Origin of the sequence: Secundilactobacillus yichangensis (assembly GCF_016861565.1) — a bacterium.
Taxonomy (GTDB): domain Bacteria; phylum Bacillota; class Bacilli; order Lactobacillales; family Lactobacillaceae; genus Secundilactobacillus; species Secundilactobacillus yichangensis.
In genome coordinates this window covers 126,321-138,780 of sequence record NZ_BOLK01000005.1, presented here as the reverse complement: position 1 = coordinate 138,780, position 12,460 = coordinate 126,321, and the positions used below count along the sequence as shown (strand labels likewise).

General features: G+C 42.9%; 14 protein-coding genes and 2 pseudogenes. 2 read left to right on the top strand and 14 right to left on the bottom strand.

What is annotated here, in order from left to right:
* Entirely contained in the window at positions 1-1,365 is a 1,365-nt protein-coding gene (locus JUE95_RS06325; protein ID WP_203650036.1) for a HEPN domain-containing protein, read from the top strand.
* 1,053 nt (positions 1,366-2,418) lie between these two features.
* On the opposite strand, the gene eutJ is transcribed toward JUE95_RS06325, so the two are convergent.
* Complete coding sequence (eutJ, locus tag JUE95_RS06320; protein ID WP_203650034.1) at positions 2,419-3,276, bottom strand: ethanolamine utilization protein EutJ; 858 nt, start codon at positions 3,274-3,276, stop codon at positions 2,419-2,421.
* A gap of 574 nt (positions 3,277-3,850) precedes the next feature.
* Between eutJ and JUE95_RS06315 the strand changes: the two genes are divergently transcribed.
* Positions 3,851-4,573 (top strand): matrixin family metalloprotease, encoded by a 723-nt coding sequence (locus JUE95_RS06315; protein ID WP_203650032.1) that lies wholly within the window; start codon positions 3,851-3,853, stop codon positions 4,571-4,573.
* A gap of 791 nt (positions 4,574-5,364) precedes the next feature.
* Here JUE95_RS06315 and JUE95_RS06310 read toward each other — a convergent pair.
* From JUE95_RS06310 to JUE95_RS06260, 13 genes and pseudogenes are all read right to left on the bottom strand, one after another.
* Positions 5,365-6,567, bottom strand: a complete 1,203-nt coding sequence (locus JUE95_RS06310; protein ID WP_203650031.1) for a tyrosine-type recombinase/integrase — start codon at positions 6,565-6,567, stop codon at positions 5,365-5,367.
* On the bottom strand, positions 6,554-6,772 hold the full coding sequence (locus tag JUE95_RS06305) for a DUF3173 domain-containing protein (protein WP_203650030.1): 219 nt from the start codon (positions 6,770-6,772) through the stop codon (positions 6,554-6,556). The genes JUE95_RS06310 and JUE95_RS06305 overlap by 14 nt, the downstream gene beginning before the upstream one ends.
* 79 nt (positions 6,773-6,851) lie before the next feature.
* Positions 6,852-7,265: a replication initiation factor domain-containing protein gene (locus tag JUE95_RS12905; RefSeq protein WP_373305670.1), complete on the bottom strand. Its 414-nt coding sequence runs from the start codon at positions 7,263-7,265 to the stop codon at positions 6,852-6,854.
* A 29-nt stretch (positions 7,266-7,294) separates the two neighbouring features.
* Entirely contained in the window at positions 7,295-7,882 is a 588-nt protein-coding gene (locus tag JUE95_RS12900) for a replication initiation factor domain-containing protein (RefSeq protein ID WP_203650029.1), read from the bottom strand.
* A 41-nt stretch (positions 7,883-7,923) separates the two neighbouring features.
* Positions 7,924-8,058, bottom strand: a complete 135-nt coding sequence (locus tag JUE95_RS12820) for a hypothetical protein (protein ID WP_268920906.1) — start codon at positions 8,056-8,058, stop codon at positions 7,924-7,926.
* Positions 8,059-8,331: 273 nt separating this feature from the next.
* Entirely contained in the window at positions 8,332-8,730 is a 399-nt protein-coding gene (locus tag JUE95_RS06290) for a DUF3021 domain-containing protein (protein ID WP_203650028.1), read from the bottom strand.
* 2 nt (positions 8,731-8,732) lie between these two features.
* Positions 8,733-8,984: pseudogene (locus tag JUE95_RS06285) on the bottom strand (LytTR family DNA-binding domain-containing protein); the annotation flags it as partial.
* Positions 8,985-8,988: 4 nt separating this feature from the next.
* A pseudogene (locus tag JUE95_RS12740) lies at positions 8,989-9,561 on the bottom strand (ABC transporter permease); the annotation flags it as partial.
* Positions 9,562-9,579: 18 nt separating this feature from the next.
* Positions 9,580-9,858, bottom strand: coding sequence for a hypothetical protein (locus JUE95_RS12735; protein WP_235995248.1), 279 nt, complete (start codon positions 9,856-9,858; stop codon positions 9,580-9,582).
* The gene (locus JUE95_RS06275; protein WP_203650027.1) at positions 9,858-10,718 is read right to left on the bottom strand and encodes an ABC transporter ATP-binding protein; all 861 of its coding nucleotides are present in this window, start codon (positions 10,716-10,718) and stop codon (positions 9,858-9,860) included. Before JUE95_RS06275 ends, JUE95_RS12735 begins: the two co-directional genes overlap by 1 nt.
* Positions 10,719-11,029: 311 nt before the next feature.
* Positions 11,030-11,428, bottom strand: a complete 399-nt coding sequence (locus JUE95_RS06270) for a phenylalanine--tRNA ligase beta subunit-related protein (protein ID WP_203650026.1) — start codon at positions 11,426-11,428, stop codon at positions 11,030-11,032.
* Positions 11,429-11,677 (bottom strand): hypothetical protein, encoded by a 249-nt coding sequence (locus tag JUE95_RS06265; protein WP_203650025.1) that lies wholly within the window; start codon positions 11,675-11,677, stop codon positions 11,429-11,431. It abuts the gene before it with no gap.
* Between the two features lie 213 nt (positions 11,678-11,890).
* Complete coding sequence (locus tag JUE95_RS06260; RefSeq protein WP_203650024.1) at positions 11,891-12,454, bottom strand: response regulator transcription factor; 564 nt, start codon at positions 12,452-12,454, stop codon at positions 11,891-11,893.
* Positions 12,455-12,460 lie beyond the last annotated feature (6 nt).

The following is a 12,460-nucleotide window of genomic DNA, read 5'->3' as shown; positions in this document are numbered from 1 at the left end:
ATGAATAATAAAATATCTCAACAATGTTCATTTACAGTCAATGCATCATTTGGGACAGAACTTGATAAGCTAAATACCCCTGGAAGTTTAGAATATAACTCTTCAGATTTATTTATTTCAAGTAATAGCCATAATCTACAAAAGCTAGTTGCAAGTGGTCAACTAGTATATGGCATTGGATCTCTTCTTGGTACCGACGAAAATCAAAAGGAAATCATTACTCCTGTGCATTTAACTCTTGATGGTTTTTCACCGCTTATTTCTAGAGAAAATATAACTGATGTTGGCGAAGCAACATTTAATAAGTACCAGATACTTTCCTCGTTCATTGGAGACTTTTTTGTAAATAAAGAGACCAAGTTTAAAGACATAATTGCTTATTTAACAAATTTTTCAAACTGGTTAAGCAGCGATTTAAATAATCCAAAATATTCTCTCCAAGATCACGACAAATTCCTGGCAACAGTAAAAACTCCTGATACACCTAATATGATTGCTAAATCCGCACAAAATAAAAACTTACAGTTGATGCGTGGAGACTCTGCTTTTAATGCAAAGAATAGTCTTACTTCCGTAACTTCAAGTGTTGTAGTAAACAATTATATACAATTAAAAGCTATTAACGGCTCCATTTCTCAGCTACTATTAGTGAATCAGCAAATTAATAGCTGGTACAATCTCATCACAGGAACAACTGAAAAAGTATATAAAATTATCGGTACAAGAGATGACCCTTCTCATAAAGCACCTCAGGAAGTACAATTATTTAATTCTAATTCTTGCAAGGTTAACTTTAACGACTTTTCTTATATCACAACTTTCATTCGAAGAACCAAAGATTTGTATCAAAATTGTATAGACTCCTTAAATACATGGATCAATTCTTATGACGCACTTATTTCTATATACAATTCAATTAAACCAAATCAGCCCGGAGAACTGGACCAACAGTTACAAAACGAGTGTGTAGCTTTACAGTTAATCTTTGATACTTTTTATGAACCCGAATATCGTAAAAAGAAATCTCTTTCTAAAGACCGTAAAATCAATTATAAATGTAAAGTTAACTACGTGCTCAAAGAGAAAATTGATTCGGACATGTTAAATAAAGCCACAAAAAAATATGAACCCATTTCAAATGATAAAGATTTCATCACTCAAATCAAAGATATTCGAAATACACTTTCACATAGTTCCACGACAAGAGAACATGTTCCTCTAGAAAACAGGTCTGTATTGCATGCTCTCTTACGCATCATTATTAGAGATTGGTTACTATCAAAAATTGGTATCCAAAGAAATTATATTAATGCAGAGTATTTCGTTAACAAACCTTTTAATTTTTCAGTCATTCATACTTGGTAATATTTCATGTAAACTTACTAATAAACAAGCAAGATTAGTCTTGATATCAATTATTCTCGTCAATAAATATTAAGAATAATTTTGCTTATTTTTAATGGATCTCATAAGTAGGATAAGACCATCACTTTACTGTAAACCAAATAATAAGGTGACAAACGTGTTGAAACATAACCATTAAGACAAACATAATATTCCTGGCTTCAGTACATCCCAACACTACGATTTAATAGTCTATAACACCTACCCAATGCCCATAATGATGCGTCCGATACAAGGTATGTCCGTTATTTTCAAAAAGATCCATACATGTTCGCATGTAGTAATGCCATGAATACAATGCCCTTTTCGATGGGCAACTGCTCATTCTGCTTGATGATGAATGCGAACTCGTGCTTGTGCTGTTGTCAGTTGATTATGACTGATACTTCACCAATTTTCAAAACTAATGCAACTGCACTAAAAATAATACTTTTAGTCCAATTTACAATCTAAGTGCAAAACCCATTGTGTTAAAAGAAGTCCATTTCATATTCTATTAGCATCTTTGAAATGAAAAAAAACACGTAATCTTAAATTACACGTTTGCGTGTACAAATTCACACTTTTAATTTTTGATTGAGCTTAGGTATTAGCATCCTGTCAGAACGCGTTTTTCAAAAAAGCTTATAGAATTGCATTTTACCAACTAATTCAGATCTCACAAAAAGATTGATATAGTCAGATGAAAGAAAATAAAGCTACCGATTGCTAACCCGTACTTCACCAAAACCAAAAACATAATGGAAAGTATCGATTTATTATCATACCAAAAAGTCAGCCCTGATTTCTCAGGACTGACTTTTTTTGTTACTTAAGTGGCTTTAACTTAAGAAACTTAGTCTAAAAATCACCTTTATATTAGTATGCTTTTGTACAATAGATTTAAAATTAATTAACCTAAAAGATTTGACAAACGCTTCAAAGTACGCATGAACTTTATAATTATTTTTATAAAATGCATATCCTCAAGTCACTTTTCAGAAGACAAGAATCAAATTTGCACCTCTACTCCACCTAATCCTTATGATCATACATCGCAATACCTAACGGCGTCACAAACTGCGGAAACGCCGGCTTAATAGCGTCGAACTTGAGTGTCTTGCTGAACGCCTTGATGAAATCTTTGAAGTTAGTGGCCCCACCAACAACGACAACGGGCTGCTGTATCTGATTAGCCGCAGCTTCTTTTGTGATTGTCGCCATTTTTTCAACAACTGGCCGGATAATTGGAAAGACTTCATCTTCCTTAGATGAGTCACGCTTCAAGAGCTCAGCTTTATCAGAAGCAATGTGGCGATTCCCCGCAAGTACCAACGTCATGTGAAAACCACCCGTTGCTTCATCAACAACTTCAACAAGCTTACCGTTCTTAAAAATACTGATGCCCGTGGTACCACCACCAATGTCGACCACTGTACCAGATGAAATATGCAAAAACTTAGCGGCCGCGGTTGGTTCATCAACAACGCTTAAACATTCAAGTTCTGCGGCTTCAATCACATTAGCAACCACTTTTTTACCACCATCGCCAGTTTTGGGTGGGATAGCGCCGCAAGCCGTAGTAAGTGTGGTACCTAAGACTGATTCAGCCTTTTGTTTCAATCGCTTTAAAATGCGAATACTCTCAAGATAATCAACCACCATACCATCACGAACTGCATGATCATATTCAAACGCACCATACAGCGGATTATCGTCTTTATCTAAGACTGCCAGTACAATTGACGACGTACCCAAATCCACGCCAACTCGCAATTCCTCGTCTGGTTTTACTGGACGAATTGCATGATCACCGTTAACGATCTTTGCAAATTTCTTCAGTTGTTTATTAACCTTTGTTAAGTCATAATTCGTATCTTTAGCCATGTCCATCCCTCATTTTCTGCTAGTCAGCTGTAGTCAGTTAAATTCTCGTACATTGGTGTGTTGTAAGCGCTTAAATTTTCTTGAAACTTGTTGGCCGCCCCGTCAGAATTCAGCCCCTAAACCCTGACCGGACGTTATCGTAAAACATGCCAATTCTAAATAATTTAATTCAACACCTCTAATTTATCACAATAATCAGCTAAATATCAACTAAGTTCGTTTTATTCATCACAAATGGCTCACTAAGCAACCGTCAATTAGCTTCATGAATCTTAGTTTTCCTGATCGAATTTCCGGCAATAAATTATAAACTGCAGAACTGAAGTAAACACAAGATCCTTATCAGAACGGGTAAAGCCCGTTCTTTTTGCGTCCTGTTAAATTGCTCGCTACCATTTTTATCACACGACAATGATAACAAGCCCCTCATTTTTCATACACTCTAATCACTTATGTATTAATTTTCACAAAACAATACATAATTGTGGAACTACACTTTTCCCAGTGCTATACTCCTATCCGTAATCATGATTACAGCTGTTATGTCACTTGGGTTAGTTTTACTTTGGAGGGTTTTACTATGATAAAAGTAGAAACAAGCTCTATCCCACAGGTTTCGAGCATGGTTGTTCTCGCCGCTGTAACGGCCATGCTTAGTTGCTGTATAACTCAACCGGCTTTTGCTCATACCGCTCCCCACATGACCCCGTTTAGCTCTTATCGTTATGAAGTTCCCAGCGCTACTATTCAGCTGGATGATAGCAAGACCAAGACCCTTTGGAAGACAGCTATCAACAAGTGGAATGGTACCCACGCGTTTACTTTTAAAATCGTCAAATCAAACGGTCAGGTCCATGCGGACAGCTTTTCAAGCATGAGCAAAACTTTCAGCACAACAACGGGTATAACCTACTCGAAAATCTGCGGCTCCCAATTGCTATCGGCTCACGTTCGGCTCAATAACGCTACTTTGACTAAATACAAGTACTCATCTTCTCAACGAACGAACGTCGCCGAACATGAACTCGGTCACGCGATGGGTTTGTTACACAACCCCAACGAAAAGAGCGTGATGTATTATAAAAACCGGTACGTCTCGGTGCAGCCGGTAGACGTACAGGCCATTGAAAAAGACTACCGCTTTTTGGAGTTTAGTGATACTTTAGGTGCTACCCCCGTTCAAGAACACACCTTTTACGACCCCATCACTCCCCAAAAAGCAACACTCCAATCAGATAATGTATTCGTTCTTACAAACACTCATGACCACGTCGATTTTACCAAAGTGACTACTGGTAAATGACCGTATATTTCACTTCAAGCCTACAAAATAACTTTCTAAATAATTCACAACTGTTTTCCCATAGAGTACCAATTACTTCAACTGTTGAATTACTCACTCCAAGTATTCAATCATCAATCAGGACTATGGTTTCGTTTTCTACCCCCCCTCGTGAATCAGTCTCTCCGCCATAGTCCTTGATACACAAATAGAGCCTCGCAATCCGGCCAGTGGATTGCGGGGCCTTTTTCAACTAATCATATATGGTAAACTACCGCTGTTAGTTGAAATAAAAGGGCCTCCATCTTGCAGTCAGATCAATTTACTCAATTACATATTACCGAAGGCGTGCGGTTCAGACGAACCACTGGTTATAACGCCGACTGCCTAAAATAATCCGTAAATACGCTGACAACAGTTGATGGCAACCAGTCTCCGTGATACACAAATAGAGCCTACAACCCAGAACTTCTGGATTGCGTGGCTCATTTTATCATCTATTTAAATCTTTTAACATAATTTTTATTTATATGATATAAAGATCAAAATATGTTTGAAAAATAGAATATTATTCAGTGGCTATTTAATTTTTCTCAACTCAAATGCGCCCACTACTTTTGTGAGTAAGACACAATCAGCATGGTTAAAAAGTGCAAAATAAAAGCCCCATCACATAACGAGGCTTTACTTTTATTAATCTGATTTACCGAGCAGGAACCTTATTCCCACTCGACGTGAGTTGGTCTCCTTTAAACGCCTTTATATCAACGTTTTGAGGACGCCAAACCCACTTTTGGCAGAATTTTGGCAGGCTAGTATTTTATCGACTGATTACCATTGAAATCGACTCCTGATTCAGTTGCCGATTCAAATTTGATGTTACCACTCATCTTTTCCGCAAGCTCTTCATCGCCACGGCTCCACAGATGCGAATAATGTTTCAGCGTGATCTCAGGGCTAGAATGGCCCAACCGTTTTGACACGTGCAAGACATTGGCATTGAACTCATTGATGAGATAGCTAACGTGTGAGTGCCGCAGTCCCTTGCCTTGAATATCCGCCACATCTGCTAATTTTGCATATCGTGAGATTACCCGCATCACCGTCGAGCGGTAAGTGGGCTTGTCTGTCGCACCCATCACGAAGTGCTTTACTCCATGCGCTTCCTGAACAGCTTTCCATTCGGTCAATACTGCTACTGTGTCATCATCCAGCGAGATTGTCCGCATTCCCTCAACTGTTTTCGTATAAGGTTTGCGTGTCCAGTTATTCTGGTTTCGCATGTCCAGCGTATGATGGATACGCAGCTTCTTATGTTCAAGATCGACATCACTCCACCACAGCGCCAAACCCTCGCTAACTCGAATTCCAGTCATGTAATAGACCCACAACATCACGAAGCACATATGCTCATAAAAGTCGTCACAATACACCTTAGAGAGCACTGCCTCGAACTCATCCTTCGTCCAGAATCCAACAACAGCTTTTCCTTTTGGAATCGCCTTAGTACGCTTAGCGATGTTTTGTGGCAAGAAGTTTAACGTTACCGCGTAATCCAGCGTTGTCCGAAACATGGTATACGTCAGGGACGAATAGGCTTGCGAGTAAGGAGAATCATTCAACAGCCAGATTCGGAATTGCTCGCAATCACCGCCCTCGATATCCCGCAACTTCATCTCGCCGAAACGGTCAGTCAAAATCTTCATAGTCGGCTGGCGCGAAAGCCAGGTACTATTTTCAACAAACGACTTGTAATATGGTTTGTATGTCTTCTCGATGAATTCGCCATATGTCAGGTTGTAGTTGATTAAGCCATTAGACAGCTGATACTCATGCTTAACGCGGATCAGTTCTTTGTGCGCAGCATACGCTGTGGCAAAAGGTTGTCCCTGCGCGTCTCTTCGACTCTTTCGCTGAATCCGCTCACCGGTAGCTCTGTCCACCCCCATTTCAATTTGATAAAAATACTTTCCTTTGGCGTCTGTGTAGACGCCAGAATATTTAGTTTTCCCCATTGTCTGGGTCCTCCTGTAAGAGAGAACAGCCAATGATTTCTTCGACGACACTAAGCGGAACATCGCCTAGCCGACGATTATTGTAAAATGAGTATCCTCTTTCTACCATAATTTGCTTGGCCTGTCGAATCACCATCATCGCCGTATGCTGGCGAAAACCGGCAAGACGCATCAAATCAGCCTTGTTGATTGTACTAGATTTCATCATTACCTCACTTGTTGTTAGTTCCCCGCCTGTGAGATAATCAAACCAGATAGGAGCCAAATCTTATCTGCAGAGGTGACTACTTGCTTTCGTCGGCGTAGTCGCCTTTTTGATTATCTTCTAAAATGTCATTCAGTAACGCCTTATGATGGTCGCTTAACTCCGCCTCATTAATCATCTCTTGCAGTTGATCAGTACCCAAGGCCGAATCGAGATTCTGAATCATCTTCAGGGTCGGCGCGACCTGTTTACGCAACCAAACCATTTCCTTGTTAATCGTGACTGGTTCAGGCTTCATAAACAACTTAATGTCATTGCGATTGGCGCCAATGAACGTCTCCCACTCTGGATCAAGTGGCCATTCAGCCTTGTCCTTAGACTTGATCGGTATTACAAATCGTAGATAACGATTGATAATGCCAAAGACGATTTTCTCTGGAAGTTCACCACTCATAAAATGCTCGACGGCTTTATCCGCAAGCTTATTCTCCAGCCGAATCTCAAAGCGATTTTTGATTGGTGCTAGGTCGATTTCTGACCATTCTTCTGATATTGTTCGATATCCTTCTGATAGATCACAAATTGAATATCACTTTGCGGTGATCCAAACTGCAGCGTCGCCCCACGACGTTCTTTCTTCATTTGTCCAAAGTCCCGAAAGGATTTGAACGTTGAGCCAAACTCGTCTCGCTTGGCTTTCTCGATCCAACGCGGCACATCGATAATACCTAACGTGTCGTTGATGGCAATATCGAGCCGTTTGAACTTCGCATTAAGCTCACTGCAATCATAAAAGAAGCTTACCCAATCACGATGATCACGTGCCAACGCCAGTTCCAGTTGGCGACAGCCACTACTATGCATCTCAAGTAGAGTCCCTAACTTTGACCCTGGGTCAGAGGTCATAATGCGAATGTCATCTCGCTGATATGACTCTCTATACCCATACAAAGCCCGCTCACTACGGTAGAAGGTCTTAAGATTCAAATACATCAGCTCTGTAATCAAGTTTTCCGCTGTTGCAAACTCAAATCGTACTCGTAAATAATCAACGTGGCAGAAAAGTGAATCTCGCTGGGTCAATCTAATCATGCCGTGTCCAATCTTCAATTTCACCTCCTCAGTAAGTAGATAACCATTTAAAACCCGATTTAACTGCCGTACTGAAATTCCAATCGTTTAGCAAGCTGCACTTGCGTAATACCGGCTTTCTTCATCTGTCTCTTGAGTTGTTCTGCCCAAGAGTAGGCGCTATGTTTAGCATCGCGCATCAATCTGTCTGTCATAAGTTCCTCCTGTCATGTTTTCGTCTGACCTGACTGTAATTCCGAACACATATCTCCCACGAATGCTGTAGGATTCTACCTTTGTCAGGATTGCTTGTTCTATTGGTACCCCCCTGTTAGAAATTGCGGAATGGCTAGATCGACGGTATCTGAATCAGTATCTGGCAAAAATGCAAAAAGAAGTCCGAACAGCAATCATTCAGAATTCAAAATAAATGTGTCTCAGTACCAAGAATTATTCTGGGGTCATTGTTCTGTGTTTCCCTTGTGAGCCTATTTATTTTCCAACTTCTGTGACCGCTTCGCGATTGCTGTATTGATTCGATCGACCTGAATGGCCTGCTGTATGCGAATGATTACCCAAATGACAATGTACAAGGCCACGAACACAATCCAAAATAGTGGAACCAATGGCCAGTGGTTGAGTCGCATCATTATCGCGACAAGCAAGAATGTACCGACAAAGTGAATTCCTAATTCGGCGATCCACGGCAGTGCATCACTATCAAATACCAAGGAAATCCAGCCGATACCAGCACTCATCACGAGAACACTAATGATGTTAGTGGTTGTCGGCATCGTGGTTTGAATCTTGAATAGTAGAACCAGAATATACGCAAATGAACCAAAGCCAATCCCAGTGATGGTGTTGCGAACAATTTTCTTCAACATAATTACACCTCCAAGCGCCGCATTAGTTCTTTGACATATTTACGGCTGACCTCGGTCTTCGTGCCGTTGGTCAGTCGTGCCGACATACTCCCGGAGAAGCTGTCTGCCAGTGACAGCAAGTGATCGAGATTCAGTGCAGCATGCTTGGAAACCTGGACAAAGTTTGGGTTCGCTGCCCGTCCCAGAAAGTGACTGAGGGTCTCATTGGTGTTGACGATCCCGTCGCTTGTCGTCAGAAGTAGCTGGCTCCTTTCGTGCCTATGCCGTCAGCTTGCGGCGCTGTCTTCCAGCAATCAGCTGTGGTATTAAGGCTAAGGCCATAGCTACGATTAAGGTTACGACCACTATATTCAAAGTTTCTTGACGGGTCAGCAACCCGCCCCAGTCAAGACGCACGCCGAGCAGCTTCTCAAAATGGTGCTGCATCGCTAAGTGACCATCGAAGGTATCAGTCAGCTTGCCACTCATCAGCACTTGCCGGTTCAGGGCCGCAATATAGCTACCTGGCGTAATTTTGATCAACTGTTGCGCAACGCTGGGAAGCGTACCGATCGGAATTAGGCCACCTACCAAAAAGCCAGCAGCAGTCCCTATCACTGTAGACAGGCTAGTCAGACTGCTCATATTATTTACAAAACTAATGATGATGGCATTGATGGCTGAGGAAAGTACTGCATTGAGCAGCATCAAGGCAGTCAACAAGCCCACCTGTTCCAAAGTGACGTTCAAGCTGTCTTCAAGATGGAAGTAACCGAACATGATGGCAAACATGACGACCTGCATCAAAAATCCAATCACACTGGCACCCACTAAGTAACTAATCGTCAGCTGAGAATCACTAGTATCAGTCTACAACAGGTCTTCGCGTACTTGCGATTCCCGATCAGAGACGACTTGGATCAATCCGGCTAACGTTGTGGTGATCCCAGTGATTGCGAGTGTTCCACCAATCAACCACTGATCGAGTAAGATGTCACTGCCGGGATAAGACTTCCAACCGGCCTGGATCGTGTTTTTCAAGAAGACCAGGTACAACACGAATGTAATCATCGCTCCCATCAACGAAAAGAGCACTCGAGAATGGTTGCGGAAGTATAGCAGTAAATCACGTTGAATCAAGGCTATCATTAGCGAACCTCCTTGCCAGTCAAGGCAATAAATGCGTCGTCCATCGTTCCGGGGCGAAACTGAAAGTTTTGGACCAGTTTCTGATTATTCGTCAGCAATTTCAAGGCCTCTTGTGCAGTCTTCATCTCAAAAACGAAGTCACCACCTTCGACCCTAAAAGTGCTGTCAGAAACTCTAGAACGTAACCGATTGCTATCAACCGGCGTGATCCGTAGCTGGTCCGGTGCATATTTCGTCTTAATGGTGGCGGCGGTACCGTGGGCAATCACCCGTCCGTGGTCGACGACGTACACACTGTCAGCAGAGTCGGCTTCATCCAGGTAGTGAGTTGTCAGCACGATCGTCAGTTGGTGCTGCGTTTGTAAGTCATGCAATAGCACCCAAATTGCGTTACGAGTCTGAATATCCAGTCCAGTCGTCGGCTCATCAAGATATAAAATGTCTGGCTCGTTGAGCAGAGCACGAGCGATATCAACGCGACGTCTCTGACCACCGGATAGCGTGTGATAGCGCTGCTTAGTAAATGTAGATAAGCCGAGCTGCTTAATGAGCTGCGTGATTCTTCCGGGTTCTACGTTCTTGTATTGTTTGGCGTGAATCGTCAAATTCTCTCGCACAGACAAGTTGGCATCGAGGACGCTGTCTTGAAAGACGATGCCGACTTTAGTGTCTGGAGCGTATGTGATTGTGCCGCTGCTTGGTCTAAGGCTTCCAGTCAGCAAACCCATGGTGGTCGATTTACCAGCACCATTTGGGCCAAGAATAGCAGTGAAACTACCGCGCTCGATGTCGAGATCTAATCCGTTCACAGCCACCTGACTGCCGTAAGCTTTCGTGAGACTTCTTGTTGTTAGTAACATGATTTCGTACCTCCGCAGTTGAGCCTATCAATTCGTTGCGAAACTGTACGCAAAAAGCCGGTTAGTGGTCAGATACGGCCCCTAACTGGTCAAATTGCTACTATGAAATGAAGACCCAACTTTCGATCAACTCACAAACTATGCATCTTTGCATCCTAAGTTGCCTCAGAATCACGCTCTGACGCACGGAGTCCTTACCCAATATGCATGTTGTTTGAATATTGATACAACGACATATGCCGACGGACAATTCTGTTGCGCTAAAAACAAAAAAATCCCGTCAGAGACGGGAGTACAACCGATGCGCTGATCTATTTGACGATTTGCTGACTGACGACCGTGCAATCATCGAGAAAGTTCCTACAGGCATCGGCCACGACATTCTGGATCGTGTCTTCATCAACCTTACTAAAAGCATATACGACGACTAGCGCGTGGGTGGTCTCTTCTTTGATCATGGCCCGCGTTGAATCCGCCGTTGGGCTGCCAAAGAAGCCGTTCTGATCTGCTAACACCAGCCCATTCGCCAAATCAATCGCTGCCTTGCCGATTCCCGGATACGTCGCCCCTGCTGGCGCCACAGTATAAGTCAACGGCGAAGTCAGCTGATCCAGATCATCACTGCCCAGTGGCAAGTGCAGCCGCAGCGACAAATCATTGTTGAGATCAACCAGCGTATTCACCTGGCAAAGACCCTTACCCTTGATCACTCACCGCCACAAACTATCGCTGGACGGCCGATACCGGCTTGGGTCTTTGCCGACATGCTTATATCCGGCTTTAGTCGCCTGAATAGCGGCATTATCTCGTAAAGTCTCCAAGGTGTCCTCTTCGGCTATCTTTTGAATAAGTGGGTCTAGTCTCTCATGCCAAAGCCTGTCACTGTGAGCTGAATTCTTGAACCTAATCTCTGTGATTGCCAGCTCCCCATCGATTGCCGGATCAATTGTAAACTTCAAAGCGTTACCTCCATAGATTAAATAATATCTGATTAGTATAACTCACTGCGCTTACCGGCATAAGTCAATTTGAAGACTCACCAGCACCCCATCGCTATCTGTTCACGCTACGCAACTAAAAAGGCAGTCACTTTCGACTGCCAATGTCCTCTAATCTAGATTTCCATCATAAAGCAGCGGCTTGCCCCCTGCCGATTGGTTCCCCGACATCTCCTACTTTAAATCGATCAAACCATCGCGCAAAGCGGCCGCCACAGCCTCGGCGCGAGTGAATACGCCCAGCTGATTATAAATCTCGGTGAGATGTGCTTTAATTGTTCGTTCACTGAGGTGCATGGTCTTGGCAATATCAACATTGCGTGAACCTTCAGCGACCATCGTCAAAATCTGCTGATTGCGTTCATTCAACTTCGGCTTCGCTGCAGCTGGCGCCGCAAATGCCTTGCCCATCAGTGACGGCTCCACATACACTTGGCCGTTTATGGCACCTTGGATCGTCTTGATAATGGTTGCCTTGTCGGCGTCTTTGAGCATAAAACCCTTAGCGCCGAGTCTCAAAGCCTGCTGAATCGGCTCTTGGTCATCAAATGTCGTCAGTACCACTACCGGTAGTTCCGGATGAGTCTGTTTCAACTCACGCAACATGGCAATACCGTCCATCTTTGGCATGCGGATATCGGTCAGCACGACATCGGGGTGCAGTTCCTCGACCTTGGCCAGACCGTCTTCACCGTCAACCGCGCTTCCCACTGCTTCGATACCGTCTGTCGTCTCCATAATCAA

Excerpts from the sequence above, each read along its gene's own strand:
- JUE95_RS06310 (WP_203650031.1), bottom strand. The coding sequence starts at position 6,567 with ATGGGGAAAACTAAATATTCTGGCGTCTACACAGACGCCAAAGGAAAG.
- JUE95_RS12735 (WP_235995248.1), bottom strand. The coding sequence starts at position 9,858 with ATGATAGCCTTGATTCAACGTGATTTACTGCTATACTTCCGCAACCAT.
- JUE95_RS06260 (WP_203650024.1), bottom strand. The coding sequence starts at position 12,454 with ATGGAGACGACAGACGGTATCGAAGCAGTGGGAAGCGCGGTTGACGGT.
- JUE95_RS06275 (WP_203650027.1), bottom strand. The coding sequence starts at position 10,718 with ATGTTACTAACAACAAGAAGTCTCACGAAAGCTTACGGCAGTCAGGTG.
- JUE95_RS06325 (WP_203650036.1), top strand. The coding sequence starts at position 1 with ATGAATAATAAAATATCTCAACAATGTTCATTTACAGTCAATGCATCA.
- JUE95_RS06290 (WP_203650028.1), bottom strand. The coding sequence starts at position 8,730 with ATGTTGAAGAAAATTGTTCGCAACACCATCACTGGGATTGGCTTTGGT.
- JUE95_RS06315 (WP_203650032.1), top strand. The coding sequence starts at position 3,851 with ATGATAAAAGTAGAAACAAGCTCTATCCCACAGGTTTCGAGCATGGTT.
- eutJ (WP_203650034.1), bottom strand. The coding sequence starts at position 3,276 with ATGGACATGGCTAAAGATACGAATTATGACTTAACAAAGGTTAATAAA.
- JUE95_RS06305 (WP_203650030.1), bottom strand. The coding sequence starts at position 6,772 with ATGAAATCTAGTACAATCAACAAGGCTGATTTGATGCGTCTTGCCGGT.
- JUE95_RS12820 (WP_268920906.1), bottom strand. The coding sequence starts at position 8,058 with ATGACAGACAGATTGATGCGCGATGCTAAACATAGCGCCTACTCTTGG.